The 26,654-nt window shown below is 45.9% G+C and carries 24 protein-coding genes; 15 read left to right on the top strand and 9 right to left on the bottom strand.

The window, feature by feature from the left end; genetic code table 11:
- Positions 1-3 precede the first annotated feature (3 nt).
- From ACZ47Z_RS02150 to ACZ47Z_RS02135, 4 genes are all read left to right on the top strand, one after another.
- Positions 4-705, top strand: a complete 702-nt coding sequence (locus ACZ47Z_RS02150) for a DUF6100 family protein (RefSeq protein ID WP_005333541.1) — start codon at positions 4-6, stop codon at positions 703-705.
- A 109-nt stretch (positions 706-814) separates the two neighbouring features.
- Positions 815-1,921 (top strand): hypothetical protein, encoded by a 1,107-nt coding sequence (locus ACZ47Z_RS02145; protein WP_022415648.1) that lies wholly within the window; start codon positions 815-817, stop codon positions 1,919-1,921.
- Positions 1,911-3,881, top strand: a complete 1,971-nt coding sequence (locus tag ACZ47Z_RS02140) for a VirD4-like conjugal transfer protein, CD1115 family (RefSeq protein WP_022415647.1) — start codon at positions 1,911-1,913, stop codon at positions 3,879-3,881. The genes ACZ47Z_RS02145 and ACZ47Z_RS02140 overlap by 11 nt, the downstream gene beginning before the upstream one ends.
- A gap of 19 nt (positions 3,882-3,900) precedes the next feature.
- On the top strand, positions 3,901-4,824 hold the full coding sequence (locus ACZ47Z_RS02135; RefSeq protein ID WP_023921587.1) for a S1 RNA-binding domain-containing protein: 924 nt from the start codon (positions 3,901-3,903) through the stop codon (positions 4,822-4,824).
- Positions 4,825-5,319: 495 nt separating this feature from the next.
- On the opposite strand, the gene ACZ47Z_RS02130 is transcribed toward ACZ47Z_RS02135, so the two are convergent.
- The 9 genes from ACZ47Z_RS02130 to ACZ47Z_RS02090 all read right to left on the bottom strand — a co-directional run bounded on the left by ACZ47Z_RS02130 (position 5,320) and on the right by ACZ47Z_RS02090 (position 13,004).
- The gene (locus ACZ47Z_RS02130; protein WP_227338367.1) at positions 5,320-7,776 is read right to left on the bottom strand and encodes an ABC transporter permease; all 2,457 of its coding nucleotides are present in this window, start codon (positions 7,774-7,776) and stop codon (positions 5,320-5,322) included.
- Between the two features lie 5 nt (positions 7,777-7,781).
- A complete protein-coding gene (locus tag ACZ47Z_RS02125) occupies positions 7,782-8,453 on the bottom strand; it encodes an ABC transporter ATP-binding protein (RefSeq protein ID WP_172676439.1) in 672 nt (223 codons plus the stop codon).
- Positions 8,454-8,548: 95 nt separating this feature from the next.
- Positions 8,549-9,802, bottom strand: a complete 1,254-nt coding sequence (locus tag ACZ47Z_RS02120) for a sensor histidine kinase (RefSeq protein WP_005333534.1) — start codon at positions 9,800-9,802, stop codon at positions 8,549-8,551.
- Positions 9,775-10,449 (bottom strand): response regulator transcription factor, encoded by a 675-nt coding sequence (locus tag ACZ47Z_RS02115; protein WP_005333533.1) that lies wholly within the window; start codon positions 10,447-10,449, stop codon positions 9,775-9,777. The genes ACZ47Z_RS02120 and ACZ47Z_RS02115 overlap by 28 nt, the downstream gene beginning before the upstream one ends.
- A gap of 225 nt (positions 10,450-10,674) precedes the next feature.
- Positions 10,675-11,058, bottom strand: a complete 384-nt coding sequence (locus ACZ47Z_RS02110; protein WP_226850873.1) for a hypothetical protein — start codon at positions 11,056-11,058, stop codon at positions 10,675-10,677.
- Positions 11,059-11,113: 55 nt separating this feature from the next.
- Positions 11,114-11,347 carry an LPXTG cell wall anchor domain-containing protein gene (locus tag ACZ47Z_RS02105; protein ID WP_005333531.1) on the bottom strand — a complete coding sequence of 78 codons (234 nt, stop codon included), beginning with the start codon at positions 11,345-11,347 and terminating at the stop codon, positions 11,114-11,116.
- A 61-nt stretch (positions 11,348-11,408) separates the two neighbouring features.
- Positions 11,409-11,738, bottom strand: a complete 330-nt coding sequence (locus ACZ47Z_RS02100; RefSeq protein ID WP_022415592.1) for a DUF1648 domain-containing protein — start codon at positions 11,736-11,738, stop codon at positions 11,409-11,411.
- Positions 11,739-11,823: 85 nt separating this feature from the next.
- Positions 11,824-12,537: a hypothetical protein gene (locus ACZ47Z_RS02095; protein ID WP_464525817.1), complete on the bottom strand. Its 714-nt coding sequence runs from the start codon at positions 12,535-12,537 to the stop codon at positions 11,824-11,826.
- Between the two features lie 155 nt (positions 12,538-12,692).
- On the bottom strand, positions 12,693-13,004 hold the full coding sequence (locus ACZ47Z_RS02090; RefSeq protein WP_240577250.1) for a helix-turn-helix domain-containing protein: 312 nt from the start codon (positions 13,002-13,004) through the stop codon (positions 12,693-12,695).
- A gap of 448 nt (positions 13,005-13,452) precedes the next feature.
- Here ACZ47Z_RS02090 and ACZ47Z_RS02085 point away from each other — a divergent pair, with 448 nt between their 5' ends.
- The 11 genes from ACZ47Z_RS02085 to ACZ47Z_RS02035 all read left to right on the top strand — a co-directional run bounded on the left by ACZ47Z_RS02085 (position 13,453) and on the right by ACZ47Z_RS02035 (position 26,639).
- Positions 13,453-13,830, top strand: coding sequence for a hypothetical protein (locus ACZ47Z_RS02085; protein WP_005333524.1), 378 nt, complete (start codon positions 13,453-13,455; stop codon positions 13,828-13,830).
- Between the two features lie 18 nt (positions 13,831-13,848).
- On the top strand, positions 13,849-14,559 hold the full coding sequence (locus tag ACZ47Z_RS02080) for a hypothetical protein (RefSeq protein WP_005333522.1): 711 nt from the start codon (positions 13,849-13,851) through the stop codon (positions 14,557-14,559).
- A gap of 15 nt (positions 14,560-14,574) precedes the next feature.
- Complete coding sequence (locus ACZ47Z_RS02075) at positions 14,575-15,483, top strand: hypothetical protein (RefSeq protein WP_054752071.1); 909 nt, start codon at positions 14,575-14,577, stop codon at positions 15,481-15,483.
- 1 nt (position 15,484) lies between these two features.
- On the top strand, positions 15,485-17,176 hold the full coding sequence (locus tag ACZ47Z_RS02070) for a lysozyme family protein (RefSeq protein ID WP_464525816.1): 1,692 nt from the start codon (positions 15,485-15,487) through the stop codon (positions 17,174-17,176).
- A gap of 10 nt (positions 17,177-17,186) precedes the next feature.
- A complete protein-coding gene (locus ACZ47Z_RS02065; protein ID WP_164979575.1) occupies positions 17,187-17,807 on the top strand; it encodes a DUF5038 domain-containing protein in 621 nt (206 codons plus the stop codon).
- A complete protein-coding gene (locus ACZ47Z_RS02060; protein WP_119209850.1) occupies positions 17,804-21,001 on the top strand; it encodes a TraG/VirB4 family ATPase in 3,198 nt (1,065 codons plus the stop codon). The genes ACZ47Z_RS02065 and ACZ47Z_RS02060 overlap by 4 nt, the downstream gene beginning before the upstream one ends.
- Positions 21,002-21,057: 56 nt before the next feature.
- On the top strand, positions 21,058-24,690 hold the full coding sequence (locus tag ACZ47Z_RS02055) for a VaFE repeat-containing surface-anchored protein (protein WP_464525815.1): 3,633 nt from the start codon (positions 21,058-21,060) through the stop codon (positions 24,688-24,690).
- Positions 24,691-24,757: 67 nt separating this feature from the next.
- Positions 24,758-25,120 carry a hypothetical protein gene (locus ACZ47Z_RS02050; protein WP_040015509.1) on the top strand — a complete coding sequence of 121 codons (363 nt, stop codon included), beginning with the start codon at positions 24,758-24,760 and terminating at the stop codon, positions 25,118-25,120.
- 62 nt (positions 25,121-25,182) lie between these two features.
- Positions 25,183-25,458: a hypothetical protein gene (locus ACZ47Z_RS02045; protein WP_008373818.1), complete on the top strand. Its 276-nt coding sequence runs from the start codon at positions 25,183-25,185 to the stop codon at positions 25,456-25,458.
- 160 nt (positions 25,459-25,618) lie between these two features.
- Entirely contained in the window at positions 25,619-26,038 is a 420-nt protein-coding gene (locus ACZ47Z_RS02040) for a DUF3268 family zinc-finger domain-containing protein (protein ID WP_005333505.1), read from the top strand.
- Positions 26,039-26,051: 13 nt separating this feature from the next.
- Positions 26,052-26,639: a sigma-70 family RNA polymerase sigma factor gene (locus ACZ47Z_RS02035; RefSeq protein ID WP_005333504.1), complete on the top strand. Its 588-nt coding sequence runs from the start codon at positions 26,052-26,054 to the stop codon at positions 26,637-26,639.
- Positions 26,640-26,654 lie beyond the last annotated feature (15 nt).

The raw sequence follows: 26,654 nt of genomic DNA, 5'->3' as shown, positions 1-26,654 counted from the left end.
ATTATGACGCAAAATACACCAACCATTTACCAGCGGCTTGAAAAACTGGAAGGGGAGCTGCAAAAACTGACGAATACCGTTTACGCTCTGAAGGTCACTGATATCCAGAATTATGATAAAAATTTTGAGGAACTGAGCGTCAGTGCTGCTCTTCGGGCGGAGCGGATTGCCTGCCAGATGCGTAACCTTGTCTGTCCGGCTCTCTCCCCAAATCAAGCAGCTTATCTTCCCAAAGCGGCAGATGCACAGGGAATGCGGATTGCAGAACAGCAGGGGATTCTCACCATTACGCTTCCCGGACTGCTTCCGAAACGAAGAGTCCACACAAACACTGCATTTCTCCATGAACCGCTTAATTATATGCTTCGGGAGTATGTAAAACAAAATGCCCTGCCCCTCTATCGTGACTGCGTGATATGTTTCAGTCAAATATATGACAGGGAACTTCCTCAAAGACGTATCCGGGATTATGACAATCTGGAGTTTAAACAGATTCTGGATACACTTTGTACTTATGTTCTGACAGATGACAGCGGCTTTTTCTGTGATTCCTACTACACGACACAGCTTGGCTTAAAGGACTGTACACTGGTATCGGTTATGGAAAAAGCTGACTTTCCGAAATGGCTGCAGAACCAGAAAAATCATCACGAAAGCATGTCGGAAAATCTCCTGACTTCTCAGGCAGAAATCCGACATCGGTAAGAACCACCGCAGGGAACTTTGTTTTCTTGCTTTTTTTATCTCCAAACCACCGGAGATTTACCCAAGTATAGGCTTGCATGGGTAAGAACTGAATTGAGGTGATGCTTATTTGATAAGACCTGACACTACGAAATACCGCTTACTGGAAATGATAGGGATGTGCGGGGAATTTCCCGCAGACCAGCTAAACAGACTCATCCCAAGTGCCTCCTATGCGGAAAAACTCATTACGGATTTGAAGGCGGAACACCTCATCCGTACCCACTACCGGGATGCTCTCAGAGGCTACCGTCTTACAAAAGCTGCGAAAGAGATGCTGTTATCTGTCTCGCCGCTACGCTTCCAGTGCTATCTGACCGGCAATACCGAGACGAACCTCATCCGAAGTGAAGTATCCCGACGTATCCGCTTACATCAGAAAGCCGAAACGTATCTGACACTCCTTCATGCCGGGATTCCCTTTTATCCGGATGTAAAACCTGACATCTTCTGTAATCACCGCGAAGCTGGTTCCATCGGTATGCGAAGCCTTCCTCTTTTTTACGCTTCCAGAGAAATTAAGGAATTGGGCCCGGAGACCACGAAGATTAGGAACTCCCGCAGCATGGGCATCCTGATGGCACCGCAATGTGTCTATGTCCTTTATAACACGGGAAACGGAGTCCTGAAATGGGAATATCGAACGGAAGTCCGCTTAAACGCCTTCCTGCAGCATTACCTGCAAGGCTACCCTTACAACGGACATCCACAGATCCGGGCAATCATGACCGGAACCGACATGGAAATGGCTTTCCGGCTGTTTACCAGTACCGGAGGCTACAAAAAGAGCCTGTTTATGCTGGACACCTCCTTCGAGCATTTCCATTACCTTCCCAATACTCCGGAAGGGGAAGTGCTTTTAAAACTGCTGGTTCACCCTGAGATCATGGAAAAGCTGGACAACCTCCTGCTGTCCGATCTGGGCTGCCGCAGCGATTCAATTCCACTGGAACATGATGCCACGGATGCTTCCGGGAACCCCATCCTTCTTGCTTATGATTTTGACATGCAGCGAATCAACCGGTTCAATACCGGCTTAAATGTATACGGCAGATCCGGGAACCTGATCTGTTTCGATTTTCAGATTCCGGTCCTGAAAAAATACTTAACTGCCACAATCCATTTCTCCAGTATTGACCTTTGCAAATTCAAAAGGGGGTTTTTACATGAACCGTAAATGGTGGAAGCTCATTTATATGCTTCCGATCACCTTCTGCACCCTCTATGCAGGAGGCTATGTTGCTCAATTTATCCGCAACTATCAGACCTGGGAATCTGCCGGCAATTTTGCCGGAAACGGAACTGCCCCGCAGATCCCCTCCCCGCACCCGCTCGCCTGTCTGGATGCCCTGACTGCTTTCCCGTACAATCTGTATGGGATTTTTCTATGTCTGGCAGCTTTTGGACTCCTGACCTTCCTTCTCATGCGTATGGGATTTGACCGAAACGGGGAAATAACAGACCGGGGCCGGAACCTGAATTATTCCACAAAGGGAACCTATGGGACTTCCGGTTTTATGACTTTGGAGGAAATGCATCAGGTACTGGAGCTTACGAATGATGTCAAGAAACACAAGGGAACCATTCTTGGAAAACTGAACGGAAAAGCCGTTTGTCTCCCGAAGGATACCCGCATGAACCGGAATATTGCCGTTTACGGTGCCAGCGGTTCCATGAAAAGCCGGGCCTTTGCACGCAACATGATCTTCCAGTGTGTTGCCCGCGGGGAAAGCCTCATCATCACCGATCCAAAATCGGAATTGTACGAAAGTACAGCCACTTACCTTGAGAATGCCGGATATATCGTGAAATCCTTTAATCTTGTAAACCCGGAAAACTCGGATAGTTGGAATTGTCTGGGTGAAATTGGCGGACAGGAAACCATGGCACAGGTATTTGCTGATGTCATCATCCAGAATACCGGTTCTGCCAAAGGCGATCACTTCTGGGACAATGCCGAGATGAACTTATTAAAAGCTCTGATTCTCTATGTGGATCAGGGATTCCCACCGGAGGCAAAGAATATCGGACAGGTATACAAACTCCTGACCATGAGTTCGGAAAAAGAACTGAACAGCCTCTTTGACCTGCTTCCGGTCTCCCATCCGGCAAAAGTCCCCTACTGCATCTATAAGCAGGCAAGTGACACGGTACGTTCCGGCGTCATCATCGGACTCGGTTCCAGACTTCAGGTATTCCAGAACAAGCTGATCCGCCAGATCACTTCCTATGATGAGATCAACCTGACGCTGCCGGGAAAAGAAAAATGTGCATACTTCTGCATCACTTCGGATCAAGACAGCACTTTTGATTTTCTTTCTTCCCTGTTTATGACCTTCGTATTTATCAAACTGGTCCGTTATGCAGACACCTATGGGGAAGATGGAAAACTGCCGGTTCCGGTACATATCCTGGCTGATGAGCTGGCGAATACGGGAGCAATCCTATCGCTCAACAAAAAGATTTCCGTGATCCGAAGTCGAAACCTCAGTATTTCCTGCATTTTCCAAAACCTGCCTCAGATGCAGAACCGGTATCCCTTAAACCAATGGCAGGAAATCATCGGGAACTGCGACACTCAGCTATTTTTAGGCTGTACGGATGAGGTAACTGCTACATTTATCTCTAACCGCTCCGGTGATGTGACCGTTGGTGTCAGCAGCGAAGCCAAACAATTAAATAGCTGGAGGGTATCCGATTATACACCGGAATACCGCCAGACCAGATCCATCGGGAAACGAAAGCTCTTAACTCCGGATGAGATCCTGCGGCTCCCGCTGGATACTGCACTGATTATCCTGCGTGGTCAGAAGGTACTGCAGGTAGAAAAATACGATTACACCCTGCACCCGGATGCCCAAAAACTCATTCCCCGGAAGGCTTCCGAACATATTCCGGAATGGAGAAAAGGAGCATGTAGTGAAGAATATACGTACACTCCAACTATTCCTGCTTCCCACCCGAAAAAAACCGCTTCTTATGGAAAGCAGAAAAAGAAAAAAGCTGAACCGCACTTTGACCAGCAAAGCGTTTATCAGGAACCTGGCTATCACGATTTCCCGGATGACTTCTCAGCAGATAACTATTCGGATCACACAGACATGGTTCCTTTAGATAAAGATTCTATCATGTCATAATTTGAAAGGAGACACTATGATGCCAAACGAAACAACCAACACACCTATTTTAACTCTGGATTCCGATGCGAAGCTGGAAACAGCCCAGTCCATTTCAGACCTTACCTGGCATGAGATCCAGAATGCCTACCGTACCCGCCGGATCTTAACCGGAATGCTTGGCGGTATCGAGAAAACAGAAAACGGCAGCCTCATTGCCGTGGTTTACTACAAGGATTTCCGTACTGTCATCCCAGTAACTGAGATGATGATCCATCTCATGCAGGATGAAGCACACGATTATGGGGAGCTTGCTCTGCGGCAGAACAAAATCCTCAACAATATGCTTGGATGTGAGATTGATTTTCTGATTAAGGGATTAGATCCGAAGACACGCAGCATTGTCGCCAGCCGGAAAGAAGCGATGCTGAAGAAACGCCAGATCTTCTATCTGGATAAAGATGCTTCCGGAATGCCGAAAGTTTATGAAGACCGTATCGTGCAGGCAAGAGTCATTGCTGTTGCGGAAAAGGTAGTCCGGGCAGAAATTTTCGGTGTGGAAACCTCCATTCTTGCCAGAGACCTGTCCTTCGACTGGATGGGTGATGCCAGAGAACGCTTCCAGGTAGGCGATCACATCCTGGTACGCATCCTGGATGTGCGGGCAGACTCACCGGAGCAGGTCATTGTCCACGCAGATGTCAAAAGTGTGGAAGGCAACACCAGCAAGGAAAACATGAAAAAATGTAAGATTCAGGGAAAATACGCCGGAACTGTGGAAGACATCCATAAAGGCACCGTCTTTGTCCGGCTCTCCATCGGTGTCAATGCCATTGCCCACTCCTGCTATGACAGCCGGACAGTCGGGAAAAAGGATCAGGTATCCTTTGTGGTGACGCATATTGATGAAGAGCGTAATGTTGCCCTCGGCATCATCACCCGCATCATCAAGCAGACCATATAAGGCTTCCACCTTATTTTTAAATAGCTTTTTTTCATATACAGCACCAATTAGTCCAGCAAATACTCACGATACAGCTACATAAGGTGACAGAATAAAGTATTTTTCAGACCATTACCTTATTGTACTGAAAACGGTAACGTGTTATACTGATTCGGTATTACTGAACCGGAAAGACGGATGCATTTCGATTTTGCCCTCTAGTATCCAAGGAGGGTGATGCCCATGAATACAATGGAAGTATTGACTTTACTATTGGTAATTTTTGCGGCTTTGACTTATATAGATCGACATAATAAGAAATAGCATCCACGACCCTAGGAAAGTTTTGGATGCTATGACTTATACATAGAATATAAAATTTAACTGAGGGCATCAGATTTTGCATCTGAATACCTTTCTTGAGTTCATTATACACTGGGGGATTTGAGAAATCAAGTCCCCCTTTTTATTATGACATTGATTAGTATCTGCATTAAACATCAGAAATTTATATTCTTACTCACTGAAACGAATTCTCTCTATCAATGAATCTTTCCTTACTGACTTTGCAATGAATATTGCCAATAACATCTGTATCACAAACAATGTTAAAATTATAATAATAGCTGCTGTTACCGGATAATGGTATGTGCTGATATCAAACATTCCTGTACGCTTTGCATATAAAAACAACGGATATCCTGCAAGACTTCCCACTCCGATACTGATAATAAGAGTGCCTACTGTATAGAATATACCTTCCAACTGGAGCATCTTCATCAACTGACGGTCCGACATTCCGATTGCCTGCATCATGCCAAGCTCCTTTTTTCGCACATGGACACTATTGATCATTGTGTTAATCAAGTTCATAATGCTGATTGCTGCCAGAATGATGATAAATGCATAACATGCACCTCTAGTCATCTGTATGGCATTTTCCCATGTATCGTACTCATTCTTCCAGGTACGCATCTGCAGTCTGCCTGATCCATCCACAATAGCCTGTAGAGATGCTTCCAGTGCCTCATCATAATCCTTATCTGCAATCACCTGAAAATAGCTGGAAGAATTATTTATGGTAAGTTTCTCTGCCCCTTCTTTTGCCATGATAAGACAGTTATAGTTTGTCAGACCTGTTCCATATTCACCAATTGCTGCCACTTCAATCTCTTTTTGAAAGGTATTATCTCCATCATGAATATTGAGTTTCAGCTTATCTCCCACTTTAATATCTGGATACCAGTGAAGTAGCGCGCGGTCCAGAATCACTTTATCCCCGGATTTCAATTCCTCGTATGTGACATTGCCTTCAGTGATTCCTTTTTTCAGCTCTTCTGCGTATTCTTCCGGCACTCCATTGATAAATTCGGTTCCAATTTTTTCTTCAAAAGGTCCTCCTGATACCTTCAACGCGGTAAACACATCTACCCGCTCAACACCGTCAAGCTCCTCTATCTGCTGCTTTAGTCCTTCATTTAATGGATTATTCTTTTGAACCTCCGCCCATTCATATTCAGGATGCTCTTTATTCCCGGATTCCACAATTGGAGAAATCTCATATTGCCCCACAATCGAACTCTTTGCACTTTCCATCGGATTTGCACAAGACAGCACCGTTGCTACCATCATGACAAATATTCCGGTAACGGCCATAGATACAATCGTGATAGTACTCTTCTTTTTATTCTCTGCAAGATTTCTCTTGGTCAGTCGTCCGATATTCAGAAATTGATATCCCTTCCTGCTGCTTTTCTGTCGCTTACTGCCTCCCTGGTAACGCATAGCTTCTATTTCTGATACCTTCGCCGCCATACGCATAGGCTTCATCAGTGACAGATACACTGTACACAGAGTCACTGCAATTGCCAACAGATAAATCCACCAATAATAAAGTTGGACTTCTCCTTTAGCTACAACCTTGTATGCCTCTGTTATAAGTACGTTTGAATCCTTTGCATGTTCTACAAACTGGAGAAGTACAACTTTCACAGCAACTGTTCCGATCAAAAGTCCTATCGGAATGGCAAACAACGCCACTCCCATTCCCTCTCTTAGTACGATTTGTCTAAGCTGCCGTTTCGTAGCCCCGATTGCCTTTAACTTTCCAAATTCCCGAACCCTCTGGTTCATAGATACATAATAAACACTATAAATTGTGATAATGCCCGCCAATACAACAATAAGCATGATTCCTACAATCACCGGAATTGTAGCCGGATCCACATAATTTGCTGCAAGATACTCTTTATTAATATTCATGTCATCCTCGGAAATCCCGAACTGTCTGGCAATATTCTGTATCGTCTCTGTATAATCTGCAGTCGTATTTCCTTTCTGTCCATTCACCTGAAGTAAAAACCGATATTTCACCTGTTCTACCGGTATCTCCGCTTTCAGAAAGGCCTCTGAAACCAATGATGTATATTGTTTTTGTTCTTTGCTGCTCTCATTATCTGCTAAAAAACCACAGATTCGAAAGTCTTTCTCCTTCGTATAATCCAGTCCGTCATCTTTCAGAATCTGATAAGGTACTGTGATAGTGTCACCGATTTTCCCATTCTGTCCTAATGCTTCCAGTATTCCTTTTGAAACCACAATATCATTTTCTTTCTGCGGAAGTTGCCCCTCTTTCAGCTTCACTTTATAAAGTTCCATCCCTGTTCTGTCCATATACATCATGGAAACCGTCGCATCTTCCAGATTCATGTACCCCGCATCGCTGCGGAGTCCGTAAGTTTTCACATCATGATGTGCCGCCAGTTTCATAACTGTACTCTCGTCCACGTTCCGATAAAGGGCATGCCATGTTGGATAAATCTTATTGATTACCGCAAAGTTCACTTCCACCATATCTTTTCCGATTGATGGGATTACGAACAGCAGTAATGTTGTCAGGATAATGGCAATTCCAATCAGTATGTTTTTGCTCTTATAATGCCGCATATTGCAATATGCAACTCTGGTCGTCATCTTCATTATCTTCTCACCGCCTTGCCATCTTCAATGATAATCATTTCATCCGCCATCTGGGCAATCGTTTCATCATGGGTAATCATGATAAGCGTCTGCCCGAAATCCGACACGCAGCTTTTCAATAGGCTCATAACCTCTAGCTCAGTCTGGGAATCAAGGTTTCCCGTCGGCTCATCCGCCAAAATTATCGCCGGTCTTGTCACCAATGCCCTGGCTATCGCAGTTCTCTGTTTCTGTCCACCAGACAAAGCAGACGGCATCGCATCTTTCTTATCCTGCAGTCCGATTTTTTTGAGAATATCTTCCACTTCCCGCGGCTTTACCTTGCGATTATCAAGTCCCAGCGGAAGAACGATATTCTCCCACACATTCAGCGATGGAATCAGATTAAAATCCTGAAAGATAAATCCTATCTTCTTTCTTCGAAACTGTGCCAGTTTATCATCTTTTCGAGAATAGATATCGGTTCCATCAATCCATACTTTGCCGGAATCCGGTCTGTCAAGCCCTCCAATCAGATGCAGAAGTGTAGATTTTCCGGAGCCGGAACGTCCTACGATAGCTGTAAACTTGCCTCTCTCTATCTGTAAACTTGTATGATCCACGGCTCTCACCTGATTCTCGCCTTCTCCATAATACTTTACTAGATCTTCTACTTTTAAAATACTACTCATATCTTCAAGTCCCCTTTCCATTTCATACCCCTACTATAACATTCCTGCATTACAAAACCCTTACAACAACCATAACAGTTTTGTAAGGGTTCCGACTATTCTCCTATTATGAGCGGCAGTGTCACTTTAAATATCATACCTTTCTCAGCCTTTCTTTTGGCTGCTATTGTCCCCCCCTGTTCTTCTATGATCTTTCTGGCAAGATACAGACCGACACCCGCTCCGTCTTTTACCTGTTCCTTTGCTTTCCTTCCCCGGTAAAATCTCTGATAGATCTTATGCAGTTCCTCCGCAGGAATGCCCATTCCTTCATCTTCTACTTCAATAAGCACATTGCTTGCTAGCTCCTGCGTCCTCACTGTAATCGTTGTATGTTCCGGTGAATATTTGACTGCATTCTCAAGGATATTCGTTAATGCTTCTACCGTCCATTTTGAATCATGGTTCACAACTATATCATCATCCATCTCCACCTGAATGGAAATATCTTTTCCTCTTGCCTTCATATAAATCTGACTGACAGCCTCTGTTAGCGTTTTCTTCAGGCTTTCATGAAGCGAATGTATCTGGATCATATGTGTTTCCAGCCTTGAAAGATTTACCAGTTCATTCAAGAGCTGTTCCAGTTTGGTAAGTTCCTGTGATTCCTGCTCCAGAAACTCCCTCTGTTCTTCTCCTGTAACCCGATTTTCTGCCACCAGCTCATGACTCATCCGGAGTGATGCAAGCGGAGTCTTCAACTGATGGGAAATATCTGTAATCAGACTCTTCGTACCATTTTCTTCCTGCTCCAGACGTTCCTTCAAATCTTCGAAATATTGCCCCAGCTCCTTTACAGATTCCCACACCTTTAACCATTGTTCCGATTCTGATGTTTCTTCAGGATATGTTTGGAATTTTCCTTTTCTGAATTCCTGCAGACATTCATATAATTGCTGTAATTGTTCCTCATCACCGTATCTGCTCCAGTTTTTTCTTCGGTCCAGGTACAAGAACAGGCTACATACTATGACTCCCACTAGTAATCCAATTCCCCAGATAATCCTTATAACCACATCTGAAGATCCACTCCCTGAGTGATAACCATAAGTTTCTTCCAGCATCTGTACGACTCTTTCTATCTTCTGATCGTCCCGGTCTCTTATAAAATCTACTGTTCCTGACTTTTCCCAGATTGCAACTATTTCCCCTTCCAGTTCAGGATGTTCTGCAAGGAGCAGTGCTATCTGCGTTGCTTTCGCATTTTCCTCATACTTTGTTATCAGATACATTCCTACTGTAAAAAATACTGCAAAGATTACATATACGATAAAATACCGTTTTAATTTTTGTTTACCTTTCCGGTCCATATATATCCCAGTCCTCTCACATTCGCTATCTCTTCTGTTCCAAGTTTATTCTTCAGTCTGCTTATATTGACAGTAACCGTATTATCATCGACAAATTGACCGTCTATATCCCATACATGCTCCAGGATACTTTCTTTTGAAACAATCTGTCCTGCATTCTCCCAGAGATACAGCAACAGAGAGAATTCTTTCTTACTTAAAGTAACTGGTTCATCCCCTTTATACACCTGCATCGTTTTCATATGCACCGTAATCTCTCCGGAAGACATAATCTGTGCCTGTACCTTAGAAAGCCGTCTCATCAATGCGTTCACCTTCGACACCAAAGCCATCAGTGAAAATGGTTTGGTAATATAATCATCTGCCCCTGTATCATAACCATTTACAATATCTATTTCCTGATCCAAAGCCGTAAGATAGATAAGATATGTATCTCCACCTGCACGTACCATCCTTCCAAAATCCAGTCCTGTACCATCCGGCAATGTAATATCGCTGATAACAAGAGCATAATCTCCTTTTTGAAATGCTTCTTTTGCTTCCTTTATTGTATAAACCTGACGAACCTCATACCCTTCCCGTGAAAGTAACAGGGCAATTCCCCGATTTAGATTCAAGTCATCCTCCAGTAATAATATTTTCTGCATCAAATACTCCACCTCTATTTGTAATAACCTGTTCTTTTATCATATCAGTCCTATCTTTTGTCTACAATAAAAATAAAATTAACATACATACTTTTCCTTCATATGTTCAAGGATTTCACCGGATACTGCTTCAGAAATCGATCAATCCATTTCTGATTGCTTCTCTGTAACATCCGAAGTCTGGATAAAAGCTGTAGACAACTGCAGCTCTATGTTACTAAAGTCCTATCCATCAATACAGGAGTTATAGAATGCCGTGAAGATACCGTCAAATTCCATTTCAATAATATGTAGGCTGTCCATTGTGTGCTCCAGATAAGTCAGTGTTCCTCTATCCAAATCTATACTCGGCTTTCCTAGTGAGTTTGCTATTACATCTGGATTTGTAATTCCAAACATCTCCTTTATATCCGGCATAAGATAATCCACGATATCCGGCAGCCTTTTCTCATACGCCTGTGCCAGTTCAACTGCATGCTTCTCATAATCGGAATGTATACTGTCACAGACAAATTCAATCCCGTTTATTTCCATCTTATAGTAATCATTATTCTCATCATAGACAAACGCTGTACCCTTACTTTTTTTATTTTTTTCCAAAATCCCCATGATATATCTACACTTTCCCGGTTCTTCCGCCATACACAGTCTAAAAAACTGTAACTTAATGCTTACGTTTGTAAAAAATAACTCCTGCCAAAATCAATAAAATAATTCCAACTACAATCATAAAAATAAAATTATCACCATTTAACTTCCCTGCTATGAAAATAGAAGTCGGGCCATCCGCACCACCAATAACAGAAACGGCTGTGTTTTCTTTCTGCTTCAGTACAATGCCAATGACTGCCAATACAATTCCTAAAATTCCGGCTATGATTCCCAATCGCTTTTTCATTGCTACCACCTCAAATCATTTTTATCTGCTCAATCAAATGTAAATTGTTATGCAAGTATTTCTATGCAAATGAAGCATAGATAACCCATATTTCTGCAAACATTACCAATAAAAGTACACCATCTATCATCCAATTAAACTGAATGTCCGTTAAGAAAGTTTTTGAATGTGTCAGGCAATATTTTACTTTTTCTCGTCCAGTCAAAAAAGTGATAAGCACTTGTAATATAGGAAATAAAAATATTTGTATTTTTCTTCCATAATCATCCGCAATCCCATTTGCAAAATGTACTGGAATAATACTCGGTAAGAAAAATATACTTACAAGAGCAAGCAAAAATCCTATTATACAAATTATCCATGTGAATTTTCTAGTATTGATAAATTTCATAACAATCCTTCTTTCTGCTAAATTCAAGTTTTTCCAATACATAACACGTACTTACATTATACTCCTCACCAATGCAAACCTCAATTTATTCTCCATCCTTTTTCCCGTTATTAAGCTTCGGGCAGTAAAATGCCTTTACTTCCACCCCATCTTCCTCCGACTCAATTTCCACATAATAATCCCGGATAAAGTATCCCGCATTATGCTCCTGAATGGCGTACAGCTCCAATGTCTGAAAATCCACCAGTACCAGATCACGTGGCTTTGGTTTTTGTGTTTCCTCACAGAATACTTCCATGCTTTCCACCAGCTTATCCAGACATTCCTGACACAGATGGTTCTGTACTTTTTTCACATCGAAGATACTATCTTCCCCGTAATCCACCGATACTTCGGAAATCCCGTAATCCGACATCTGCTCCGTATGGAAAAAGCAGCCGCCTTCTCCTGTCCCGGTATAACCCATATGCCCGTTTCCCTGCGGGCCGGTAAGATTCCCGTCTTCATCGTGATTCCGTATATGCATATCCATCACATACCATTGATTGGTACAGATGACTCCAAGATCATCAAACTTCCGAAAATATCCCATCATGCTCCGTTCATGACTCCCACACAGCCAGCACTGCTTGGGATCTTTCAGCTTGCTTTCTACTAATTCAGGCACCTTTCTTTCTACCGGGTGATATTCCTGCTCCTGTGTTTTTTCAAGATAACCTGTCAGATCCAGCCGGCTGATTCCCAGTCCGATCAGAATTCCTGCCGCACATGCCAATAATCCCACATATCCCTTTTTCATATCATAGTCATCCTTTAAGAATTAGTTTTATAATGCTTTTAGGATTACTATATCAAATCTTGCAATCACTTTCATCATAAATCGCATATTTTTATGTGTTTTATTGCATATACAACTTTCAAAAAAACTGCCTGCGGCAATTTCGCAGACAGCTTCTATTTCATCATCTCTTCAATTATCACATCCAGCATCCGAAGCACGCTTTCCTGCTTCTTCGGTGTGAGCCCTTCCAGCTTTCCTTCCACTACAGAAGTATGTTCCATTCTGGTAAGAGGAATCACTTCCTTCAGCACTTCATTCGGTTCCGCACCTAATACATTCAACAGCTTTACAAATGTTTCCATCGTAGGTGTTTTCACTTCCCGCTCAATCGCACCCAGATGGTTGGTACTGATATCCACCAGTTCAGCCAGTTTCTCCTGCGTAATTCCTGCCTCTTCCCTGTACCTGCGGATTGCCTTTCCCATTCCTTTCACACGCACACCTCCTCCTTCCAGTATTCACTAACGCTTAAAGCATTAGTCATGTAAATCCAGTATAATTGGTTGCAAATCACGCTTACAGTATCCATAAGGATTGCATTTACAACGCTTTTAGCGTTGGTCACGTTTTTGGCACTCCATCGTCTGTAACTGGCACATTCCTGCGATTGTAGCGGTAATTTACCCATGTTAAAATTGATATTGTCAAAATTATATGCAGAAGGAAACGCAGCACTGCCTTATGGGAAGCCTCTCCTGCGGCAAATAAGCTGCGTTTTTTCTGTAAGATAGGAGGATCTTTACAATTTCATACTTTGATTTAGGACGCAGCCTGCATTGACCGGGCTGCGTCCTTTCTTGAGGCAGGAAAACCATAAGCAAAGGCAGGGGAGGTAATTCTCCTGCCGCTCTTATAAAAAGGAGGTATCTTTACGTGAAACACAAACTGAAAAACGCTCCGCCAGACACAAAACGGCATGTCAATTATGGCAGATGCCTGTATGCTGCATTTCTGGCTGTCACAGTCCTCTGCGGATATACACAGCCGGTTTTTGCCGCTACCATCTGGACCAAAGCCAATGAGATCATGAAGGATGTCTATAACCAGATTATCCTCATTTCCACCATTGCTGCAGTCGTAACGGCATCGGTTGCCCTTCTGATGATGAATTTTTCCAAAAGCGGAAAAACCGTGGACGAATCACGTGCATGGCTCAAGCGTATCGTCATTACCTGGGCGATCTTAAACGGGCTTGGCTTTATCATGGCTTACATCACCCCGTTCTTTGCAGGCGGAAAATGGAACGGATAGACGAAAGGAGATGCCACTATGGGAATACTTGACGGAATCGTGGAATGGATTGCCGAACAGGTCATGAACATTCTGGATCTGATCACCACTTCAGTCCTCGGTGCTCTGGGCTGTTCCATGGATACGTTTCTTCGCTACTTTCCTGCAGCCGAGACCATGTATCAGGTCTTTCTGGCACTGGGCATCGGGCTGATCCTCTTAAACTGGGTATGGCAGCTCTTTAAAAATTACTTTATGGGAGCCGGTATCGAAGCGGAAGATCCCATTAAGCTGTCCATCCGTTCCTTCCTCTTTATCTTTCTCACCTTCTATGCGAAAGATATTGTGGATCTGCTCCTGAAGATTTCAGGAACACCGTACAACTGGATTTTGACGGAAGACCTGCCGCCTTTAAAATTTGCGGATTTTAACTCCGTAGTCACAGTCATCCTAGGAGTCTGTGCAAATGGGGCGGTAGCCATCATTGCACTGATTCTGGTACTGATTCTGGCGTGGAACTACATCAAGCTGCTCTTTGAAGCGGCAGAACGTTATATTCTTCTGGGGGTACTGGTCTACACAGCCCCGGCAGCTTTTTCCATGGGTGCCAGCCAGTCAACTGGAAATATCTTCAAAAGCTGGTGCCGGATGCTTGGCGGCCAGTTCTTTTTGCTGCTGATGAATGCGTGGTGCCTGCGGCTGTTTACTTCTATGGTCGGCACCTTCCTTGCCAATCCGTTATCCCTATAAGAAAGGAGGACCAAAATGAAACTTAGAAAGAAACTCATACCATTCCTGGTATTAACTGCCTGTCTGGTACTGTTTTGCTCCATGCCGGTCTTTGCAGCGGAGCTTACGGAAGCAGATGTGGAAGCGGCAGTTGCCAGTCAGGGAAAGGAGGCGGTAACCGGAAATGTCTTCGTCTGGTTCCTGTGTGCCATTGCCTTTTTAAAGGTATCCCAGAAAATTGATTCTTTTCTGGCATCGCTTGGCATCAATGTCGGCAATACCGGAGGAAACATGATGGCTGAACTTCTGATTGCAGGACGGAGCCTGACCGGTTCCATGCGTTCCCATGGTGGTGGCGGCTACCGCAAAGCCTCTTCTCCCGGAAGTGCGGCTGTCGCAGGAAGCTTCCTATCCGGCGGGCTTGCCGGAGCAGTGGGAAGACAGGTACAAAGGGAAGCGGTCAATTCCGCAACCGGTTATACCGAACACAGCAGTATCGGGAACATGCTTTACCAATCATCCCTGAACAAAGGCGGAGACTTTGCCAATCAGGTCATCAGCAACATTGCACAGGGAAATTACGGTCAGGTGGGTTCCATCAAGGGAGCAGACGCACAGAAAGCCTTTACTTCCTATATGGGCATCAAGCCGGGCGGCGGTTCTTCCTATGATAATGTAGAAATCGGCGGCGGACGGATCACCGGTACCGAAACCGGAAGTTCCGGGAACCGGGATTTTGCCCTGTACCATGCCGACCAGTATGCAGCTCCGACTCAGGGCGCCTACTCTACGGTGCAGTCCGTGGACGGTTCCACCTGGTACAAGCAGTATGCACAGGATACGGTAGAAAAAGCACCATATACTTCCGGCAACGGCAAAGTATCCTACAATGAATCCATTGTCCAGAAACTGCCGCCAGCCCCACAGCGAAAGGAGCGTATGTAACATGCCAAAAACAGCCTTGATGGGCAGTCCTCTTGCTGTCATCGGTACAGTATTCCGGCACAGGCGCACCCTTGCGAAAACCGGAGCAGCCGTCGGCGGTGTACTGATGCTTCCCATGCTGTTCCTTGTCATGCTTCCGGGACTCGTCTTCGGAGACCTCTCTGAAAATACCGGAGCACTGACCAGCAACACGGTAATCAGTAAAAATATCCGGGCTTCCAATCAGGCAATCGTGGAGGTGCTTCAAGAAAGCCATGATGCACTGCTTGCTAAGATCAATGCGGAAATTTCCAGACTCCCGGAAGGAGATACTGCCTCTATCAGCGATCCTTACGCTTCCAGTATCATCGTAAATGCGAACCAGCTCATCGCACAGTTTTGTGCCAGCCAGGATGACTATAAAAATATAAATATCAGCAAACTCAAAAGCCTGATCCGGGAAAACGAGGACGGGCTTTTTTCTTATGACGTTACTTCAGAAACGGTCACGGTGGAAGTTCCGGCGGAAGAGGAAAATGCACCACCCAGAAAGGTTACTTTTACCCGCCATACCTACACGGTCAGCTATGCCGGAGATGCCTACTTTGCAGATCACGTCTTTCATCTGACCGATAAGCAGAAAAAAACGGCAGACAGTTATGTGGAAAACCTGACCATGTTCTTTGGCGGCTCCGCTTCCGGTCTTGCCATGGCGGTAGGTGTCAGCGATGAGGTGCTGGCTTACCGGGCTACCATCCAGCAGGTCGCACAGAAATACGGCATGGAAGCTTATGTGGAACTCCTCATGGCAGTCATGATGCAGGAAAGCGGCGGGCGTGGAAGCGATCCCATGCAGGCGGCAGAAGGCGGCTTTAATAAGAAATACCCCCATGTCCCCAACGGCATCACCGATCCTGCTTATTCCATCGAATGTGGGATTCAGGAATTAAAGTATGCACTGGATAAAGCAGGATGTACCGGACCTACCGACCTGGACCGCATCAAGCTGGCGCTTCAGGGTTACAATTACGGCTCCGGCTATATCGACTGGGCAATGGAACGTGACGGCGGCTATACCAAAGAAAACGCCATTGCTTATTCGGATATGATGTGTGCCCGTCCGAACTGGCATTATGACCGGTATGGGGACAAGGAATATGTGGAGCATGTTCTCCGGTATTATCAGATTACCAATACCGGCGGAAGCTATCCGGCAAACGGAATGCAGATTCCCCACTATCTCCAGACCGATTACGGGAACATCCCTTATGGCGGCGGCTCCATCGCATCTTCCGGATGTGGACCTACCAGCTTTGCCATGATCGCCAGCTATCTGACCGGGAACACTATTACCCCTCCGGATGCAGTGGCATGGTGCGGGAATTCCTATTATAAGCCGGGAGTTGGAACCTACTGGAGCTACTTTCAGGCTGCAGCCAGTCATTTCGGCTGTGGCAGCGTCACACAGACCAGCAATGCCAATACGGTACTTCAGGCACTCTCCGAAGGCCGTCCGGTCATCTCCTCTCAGCGGGCAGGACTTTTCACCAGCGGCGGGCACTTCATCGTGCTCCGGGGTGTTACGGCAAACGGCAAGGTACTGGTCAATGATCCCAATGACAGTGACGCAAAGAACTATATTAACCGTGAATTTGATATGATGTCGGAAATCCATGCCACGGCAAATGCCTACTGGATCTTCGACAAAAAATAAAGGAGCCTTTATGAACAGAACAAAAGTGATTCTTTCCATTTTTCTGATGCTGTTTCTGCTGCTTGCCGGACTGGTTCTCCCCAGTTTCTGGAAAAGCCAGAAAAAAGAAGTTTCCGGAAACAAAGGCAGGGAACCGGCAAAAGAAACAGCAGAAACAAATTCCGATACCCCCATGCCGGAATATCTGGATTTTGATGCTTTAAAAGCATTTTTCTCCGACAGCCAGATTGCTTCTCTCAAAGAGCAGTTTCCTGTCTACCTAAAAGAATATGTCAAAAAAGAACAGACAAGCATCACCTTCCTGCCGGGAAAAACCAGCTACCCTACCGAAACAACCGTCTGCCTGATGTTTTCACTTTCCGATCAGGATACGCTTCCGGTTACCTACCACACCCCGACAGGTGTGTTTTTATTTGGAGAAGACGGGGTACAGGTCTCTGCAGATACGACTGTTTACGAAAAGCAGACCGATGATTCCCTGCCATCACTGACTTCGCAGGACATCGAACACTTGCAGGAAGGCGGGTATCCGGATACTTCTGACAGCCCGGAAGCTCCGGACACAGAATCCGGCAGTGCCTCTGTGCCTTCCGAAGATGCGAAAGATACGAAAAAGGAGGTGCAGCCATGACACAGCCAGAAGAAACACCGGTTTCCTTTATCCCGCCCAACTTCATTGAGAAAGGCAAGATTCTAAACGGAACCTTTGACATCCGCAATGCCATAGAAAGCATTGTTCTTTCCCTGGCAATCGGTATCCCTGTTTTCCACCTGCCGCTGTCCCTGACTGCCCGCATCATCATTCTCTGCATGACCGCACTTCCGGCGGCAATGGTAGCCCTGATTGGAATCGGCGGAGAGAGCATCACTGCCTTTCTGATGAATGCCCTGCGTTTTGTAGTGAACCGCAGGGTAATCTGGAGGTCCGACAGTCTTCCGGAAGGAAAGCCACGCAGGAAACCACGTTTCAAAGAGCCAAAGACAAAGAAACACCGGAAAGCAGAAAAAATGGCAGAGCCTTCCAAAGTAATGGCATCGGCTCCCCCGCAGTCTGAACCGGACGCACCAGCCCCGCCAAAAAGTAAAAAAAAAGAACACCGGCAGTTTGATACCTCCACCAAGCGGGGCATCAAAAAACAGGCAAAGGAAGATATCCGTTATCTGAAGTGGGAGCAGAAAGAAGCCAGCCGACAGAAAAAAGAGGCGGCGAAACAGATAAAAATCCAGAAAAAAACGGAAGCCCGGAGACGAAAGGAGGAAGAAAAACGGGCAGTTTCCGAAAAGCGGGCGGCAAAAAAAGAGCAGAAAAAGAAGGTGGTTTCCAAGAAGGACGCCTCATCTGCCACGGCAAACCCCGTTTCCCGGAAAAAGCGAAAGAAAGACCAGACCTTGGAGGATTATCTTCCGGTGGAAAAAATCGAAAACGGGATCGTCTATACCACAGACGGACGGTACGTGAAGATCCTGGAGATTGAACCAATCAACTTCCTGCTTCGAAGTGCCAGAGAACAGCAGGGCATCATTTACAGCTTTATCAGCTACTTAAAGATCAGCCCGGTCAAACTCCAGATCAAGATGATCTCCAAAAAAGCAGACATCAATAAGCATTTGGAGCAGTCCCGGCTGGAGCTGGAGCGGGAAACCGATCCTCATTGTCAGGAACTGCAGCGTGACTACATCCAGTTTGTCCAGAACTTAAGTTCCAGAGAAGCAGTATCCAGACGGTTCTTTCTGATTTTTGAGTATGAACCCTTCAACGCCAACCGGAAGGAGGAGGAACGGGAAATCCTTGCCGCCCTTGAGACGGCATCCCAGACTGCCAAAACCTTTCTGTACCAGTGCGGGAATGAAGTGGTCACCCATGACAATGAGGATGAATTTACCACAGATGTCCTGTACACACTGTTAAACCGTACCCTTTGTACGGAGGTTCCGCTTCCGGACCGGATCAGCACTGTACTGTCCGCCTATACAAAGGAAAATCGCATGGAGGAACTGGATCACATCCGGATCAACGAGTTTCTCGCACCGGAAAGTGTGGATTTCAGGCACTCCCATTATGTGCAGATCAATGGGCTTTACCATTCCTACCTGCTTGTGCCGTCTGACGGCTACAAAAACCGGGTAACTCCCGGATGGCTGTCACTCCTTGTCAATGCCGGGGAAGGGATTGATATTGATTTCTTTCTCCAGAAACAGCCAAAGGACAAGATTCAGCAGCGTCTCGGTCAGCAGATCCGTATCAACCGTTCCAAATTAAAGGATGCGTCCGATACCAACACTGACTATGACGATCTGGACTCTGCGATCCGCTCCGGTTACTTCTTAAAACAAGGGCTTGCCAATAACGAAGATTTCTATTACATGAATCTTCTCATTACCATCACCGCCACTACTCTGGAAGAACTGCAATGGCGGATTCAGGAAATGAAAAAGCTCCTGATCTCGCAGGATATGAACTTACACTCCTGCTACTTTTTACAGGAACAGGGCTTTCTCTCCTCCCTGCCGCTGGCAAATCTGGACAAGAAGCTTTTTAAGCTGTCCAAGCGGAACGTACTGACTTCCGGGGCGGCAAGCTGCTATCCCTTCGTCAGCTACAGTATCTGCGATGATAACGGAATCCTCTTTGGGGTAAACAAGCATAACAATTCCCTGGTCATTGCGGATATCTTTGATTCCAGGCAGTACAAGAACAGCAACATCTGTATCTTAGGCTGTTCGGGAGCAGGAAAGACCTTCACCATGCAGACCATGGCACTAAGGATGCGAAGAAAAGGCATCCAGGTGTTCATCATCGCTCCCCTAAAGGGACACGAATTTTACCGGGCTGCAAGGAATGTCGGCGGAGAATTTATCCAGATCTCCCCTGCCAGCAAAAACTGTATCAACATCATGGAAATCCGAAAGGTGGATAATTCTGTAAATGAACTTTTAGACGGACCGACCCTCGATGCCTCCGCACTGGCTGGCAAGATTCAGCGGCTTCATATCTTTTTCAGCCTGCTGATCCCGGATATGTCCCATGAGGAGAAGCAGCTTCTGGATGAAGCCCTGATCAAAACCTATGCCTTAAAAGGGATTACACATAAAAATGAATCCCTGACAGATCCGCAGCATCCGGAGCAGTACAAAAAGATGCCCATTCTGGAGGATGTCTACAATGTCCTGCTGGAAAGCGAGGATACCAAACGTCTGGCTCATATCCTGAACCGCCTGGTTCACGGTTCTGCTTCTTCCTTTAACCAGCAGACCAATGTGGACCTGACCAATAAATATACGGTACTGGATATCTCCGAACTGACCGGTTCCAGCGATCTTTTAACGGTCGGCATGTTCGTTGCCCTGGATTATGTCTGGGATAAAGCGAAGGAAAACCGTACCGAAGAGAAAGCCATCTTTGTCGATGAGGTCTGGCAGCTCATCGGTGCATCCAGCAACCGACTTGCAGCGGAATTCGTACTGGAGATTGCCAAGATCATCCGGGCTTACTCTGGAGCCGGCATCTTTGCCACGCAGGATTTAAACGACTTCTTTGCTCTGGATGACGGAAAATACGGCAAAGGCATCATCAACAACTGCAAGACCAAGATCATTCTCAATATGGAAGATGAAGAGGCGCAGCGAGTGAAGACCATCCTGCACCTGTCGGAAACGGAAGTTATGAACATCACCCATTTCCAACGAGGAAACGGTCTGATCTCAACCAACAACAATAACATCACTGTGGAATTTAAGGCTTCCAATCTGGAAAAGGAGCTGATTACCACAGATCGGCAGGAGCTTCTGGAAATCCTTGCGAAGCAGAAGAAACAGGCCGTGTAACTTTGGGCGGCACTGACGCTGCCCTTTTCATTTGAACTTCAAGAAGGAGGAGACTTATGTTACAGACATACAAATCCTATACCAGACGGACGCTGGCTATGCTGCTGGCAGTCCTTGTCGCAATCGGCGCATTGTTTTCCGGCAGTTTTCCGGTTCATGCAGCCGACGGCACCATCAGCTATAAGGCAGGTGCCAATATCCCTTACGGCAGCTATTTTACCTCCCGCATGAGTTTTGACGGGAGCAATACTGCTTACTGCGTGGAACCACTGAGGAAAACACCTTCCTCTGGTTCCTATTCCTATGACCTTTTAAGCCAGAACTCCCCGCTCAGAAAAGCTCTCTACTACTTAAACGGCGGCTACGGCTACGATAAAGTCGTCAAGGATAAATATTTCAGCGGCTGGAGTGATGACAACAGCTATGTCATCGGACATCTGGTTGTCGCTTACATCTATGCCGGCAATTCTGCTGACACCGGAGCCTTCCATGGCGCTCCGCAGTCCTATATTGATAAAGCACTGGAAGTAGCCAGTGCCATCCAGGGACTTCCGAACCCGCCGGAAGGCTTTCGGGCATTCATCGTTCCGGGACAGGGCAGCCAGACCATTGCCGGAAGCTGGTATCAGGTTCCAAACGGCTGGATCGAACTGAAAAAATCTTCTGCCAACGGAAGCGTATCGGACGGGAATCCGAATTACAGCTTAAAGGGTGCTGTGTATGGGATCTATCAGGGTGAGAAGCTCATCCAGAAACTGACCACCGATGAAAACGGGTATGCCAGATCCGGCGAACTGGAGGAAGGCGATTATACCGTAAAAGAGCTCTCTGCTTCCAAAGGCTACATTGTAGACACCAAAGCTCACAAAGTCACTGTAAAAGCAGAACAGACTTCTGCTGCAAACGTAACAGAGATTCCGCAGAATAATCCCATGGATCTGGTGCTTGAAAAGCTGGATGCTGAAACAAAGAAAGCCTCCCCACAGGGAGCAGCTTCCCTTGCAAACACAGAATTTACAGTCAAGTTCTATACCGAGCAGTCTGACAGCGATCCTGCAGAAGCTGGAAAGAAACCTGCACGTACCTGGGTATTAAAAACAGACGCTTCCGGAAAGATGCATTTTACGAAAGATTATTTTGTAAGCGGCGATGCCTTCTATTATACAAGTGACGGCAAAACGGTCTGCCTTCCACTTGGTACTGTAACTGTACAGGAAAGCAAAGCCCCTGCGGGTTATCAGCTCAATCCAACTATTTTTGTACAAAAGATTGAAGCGGAGGGCAATCAGGAAACCATTTCCGTATACCAGTCTTCAACCGCAGAAGAATCCGTCATCCGTGGCGGAGTCAAAATCCAGAAACGTGACATCGAAACCGGAAAAGCAAAACCACAGGGTTCCGGAACATTGGAAGGTGCGGTCTTTACAATTACTACTTTAAATGACAATCCTGTACTGGTAGACGGGAAATCCTATACCAAAGATCAGGTGGTCCTTACCCTTACTACAGATAAATCCGGTATTGCTGCAACTGCAAAAGATGCTCTCCCATTCGGACATTACCGTGTGGATGAAACAACTGCACCTTCCGGTTATCTGAACAGCGGAAAGATCTCTGTAGAATTTGACATCACAGAACAGGGAAAAATCGTGGAACTGACTGCAAAAGACAATTCCATCTCCAATCAGGTCATCCGCGGGGATCTGGAATTTGTCAAGATTGCTGACGGCAGCCAGAACCGTCTGGCAAATGTGCCATTTAAGATCACTTCCAAAACAACAGGCGAAAGCCATGTGATTGTGACAGATGCCAACGGTTATGCCAGCACTTCCTCCAAATGGAACAAACATACCGCAAATACCAACCGGGGTGAGTCTTCGGAAGACGGCATCTGGTTCGGCACCTCCAAACCGGATGATTCCAAAGGCGCTCTCATTTACGATACTTACACTCTGGCGGAACAGCGTTGTGATTCCAACAAAGGCATGGATCTTTTAACCTTTGAAGTCAAGGTTTATAAGGATTCTGTTCTGATACAGGTTGGAACTCTGACCGATGATGCCATTGAGATCGGCACGACTGCTCTGGATGCCGAGACCGGTACACACATGAGCCAGCCGGCAAAAGAAGTGACCATTGAAGACGTTGTGGAATACGAAGGACTGAAAAAGGGCCAGAAATACAAACTGACTGGAACCTTAATGGATAAAAAAACCGGGGAACCAATCCTTGTGGATGAAAAACCGGTGATTTCTGAAACTGAATTTACTGCAAAGAAATCCTCCGGCTCCGTCAAAGTAACCTTTACCTTTGATGCAACTTCCTTAAAGGGAAAAACAACCGTTGTCTTCGAGGAATTATATCAGGATGAGATGCAGCTTGCAGTCCATACCGACATCAACGATGAAGACCAGACCATCTATTTCCCGGAAATCAAGACTACTGCGAAAGATGCGGACACGAACTCCAATATTTCCTGTGCAAAGGAAGAAATCACGCTGGTGGATACGGTTTCCTTTAAGGGGCTGGTTCCTAACCAGAAATATGAAGTGACTGGAACTCTGATAGATAAAGAAACAAAGAAACCAGTCGAAGCAGACGGAAAACCGGTGACAGCAAAAGCATCCTTCAAGCCAAAAGAATCCGCTGGTACGGTAGATGTTACCTTTACCTTTGATGCCAGCTCCTTAAAAGGGAAAACAGTAGTTGTCTTTGAATCCCTGGCTTACAAAGACAAGGAAGTTGCCGTACACACAGACATTGCGGATGAAGGACAGACTATTTACTTCCCGGAAATCAAAACCACTGCAACAGATGCTGCTTCCGGCACACACTATGCAAAACCGGAAAAAGAACTGACGCTTACAGACCTTGTGGAATACAAAAACCTGATCCCAGGCAAAGAGTACAAGCTGACAGGAACACTCATGGATGCGGAAACCGAAAAACCTTTCGATGTGGATGGCAAAGCTGTGACTGCAGAAACAAGTTTCACTCCGGAAGAAGCTAACGGCAGCGTAGAGCTTTCCTTTACCTTTGATGCCTCTGCACTTTCCGGAAAAACGCTCGTGGCATTTGAAACAATGACTTTTGAAGATCACGAAGTAGCGGTACATGCGGACATCAAAGATGCCAACCAGACCATCTACTTCCCGGAAATCAAAACCACAGCCAAAGACGGCAGTGACGGGGATCAGGATGTCTCTGCTTCCAAGGAAGCGACTATCGTAGATACGGTCACTTATCATGGTCTGATGCCTGGATCTGAGTACAAAGTCATCGGAACCCTGATGAATAAGGAAACCGGAGAGGCTTTGTTAAAAGACGGAAAACCAGTTACCGCTCAGGCAGAATTTAAAGCAGAAAAAGCTGGCGGCTCTGTGGAAGTTACCTTTACCTTCGACGCTTCTGCTCTTGCCGGACAGGATGTGGTTGTCTTTGAAAAGCTCTACTATACAGACGGAAAAACCGAGCATGAGATTGCTTCCCATGAGGATCTGAAGGATGAAGGTCAGACCGTACACATGACGGAGCTTCCGAAAGAACCGGAGACGCCTCCGGTAGCTCCGCCTGTAAAGACCGGCGATGAGACGCCGCTTCTCCTGTATGCCGGAATCGCCATAGCTGCACTTGCAGGTGCAAGTGTCCTGGGCATCGTTTACTTCAAACGCAAAAAGAAACATCAGTAACTCATAACGAAGACTCCTGCAGGCAGCTCCCACATGGAACTGCCTGCTTCTTTAGTAGGTGATGAATATGAAACACCCCCACTGCAAGACAGATGCCAAGCACATCCGTCATTTTCTGAACCTCTGTGAAGGGAACTGGCACTCCTGTATCTACGTCTGGTGCCGCACTTGTAACGCACAGGAAAGCTGTGAGAACTCTGGCTTTTTATTCCATCCGGATGAAACGGGAAGCCCCTGCATCCTCCCTCTTTCAGATGCAGCGCTTTTGTTTCCCCGGATACCGGAGCCAACCGAATGTACCGGAAGCATGAGCATTGCTGCTTTTACAGAGCTTTATCTGCCCTATCTGGCCGCTCAGAAGCTGCCTTTAAAGCCATGTCCCATTCCGGCACTGCTCCGGCTTCAGGAGAACCAGCAATATGACTGGTAACAAAAAGTTGCACTTTCAGGCTCTTATACGTACAGGATATGTAAAGAAAGGAGGCACTGCCTATGTTAAACGTAATTTCAATCATCCAATGTATCGATCAGGTCTTTACGAACCTGATATTTATTCCCATGATTTTTGTCCTGTATGTGAAATTCCGTCCGAAAAAGCCATGGACCAGAAGGCGCAGGAACACTTACCTGCTCTGTCTGGTACTGATCAGCTTATTCCTGCTACGGATTTTCTGTGAGAAGTTCATCTTTACACCGGTTAATTATCCACGTTTCACAGACAGCGGCTTATTCCCGCTCATCCGAGCAATTTTCTATCCTGGCATCTGAAAAATGGGGATTCGTGCCATTTAGTCCGAATCTGGGATCAGTATCCGCTTGCGTCCTATGGGAATTCATCACCTGCTTACTTACAATATAAGTATACAGTACGTACTGGTTATCCACGTACACGTTACGTATCGTGTATGTACAAGCGAGGTGAAAACAGATGAAGAAACCAAAAATCATCCGCTGCCCTTACTGCGGCGGAACAGCAATATTAAGAGATGCATCCTTTGTATATGGAACGCATTCTCATGGCGGACAGGTTTATGTCTGCTCCCACTATCCATCCTGCAATTCCTATGTCGGGGTACATCCGGGAACCAAGATACCAAAAGGAACGCTCGCCAACCGGGAGCTTCGTCAAAAGCGGATTCAGGCACATCGAATTTTCGATCAGATCTGGCAACAGGGCATCCTTTCCAAACCGGAAGCATATCGCTGGGTGGCAGATAAGTTCTGTCTGACAGATAAGCAGGCTCACATCGGACAGTTCAGCAACTATATGTGCGACCAGCTCATTCGGGAATCCGCAGATGTTTTAAAGAACAACCATATTCCCTTCCGCCTCCGGGCAGCCAGCTGAAAGGCGGTGATTGATGATGACCTTACCACTAAATAAAAAGCAAAAACAACTGGTGGAAAAATCCATGGATCTGGTTCCGATCATGATTCGTTCCATGACCCGCACCGCTGCCTATGTAACTGAGGAAGAACAACAGGAATTATGTCAGATTGGATATCTGGCTTTGTGCCGGTCGGCTGTCGGATTTGAGGAAGGAAGATCATTCCAGCCTTATGCCAAAACTATCATCCGTCATGCCATCTTTGACTACTGGCGGAAAATTGCCCGTGACCGCTCCATGCTCTGTTCTCTGGACGAAGCATCATCTGAAGATGAACATCTCCATTATCGTGATTTGTTTTCCTACGAGGATACACAAACAACTCACCCGGAAAAGGACACAAACCAGACCTTGCTTCTTGAGCATTTAACCCAGCTTGGCACCGGACAGTCCTCAACTATTCAGAAGGGAATTGTAGCCCTCTATCTGCAACAGCAGGGATATACCAGCTTTGACTTGGCAAAACACTACCAAGTACCAGCCAATCGTGTACGGGCATGGCAGAGCAAAGCACGGAAACTATTACAGCAGGATGATGCACTCTATGCACTTCTGACTTAACCTTGAAGGAGGGAA

It is taken from the genome of Mediterraneibacter faecis (genome assembly GCF_055383675.1).
The sequence above is the reverse complement of the archived record's forward strand: the minus strand, read 5'-3'. Positions and strand labels throughout refer to the sequence as shown.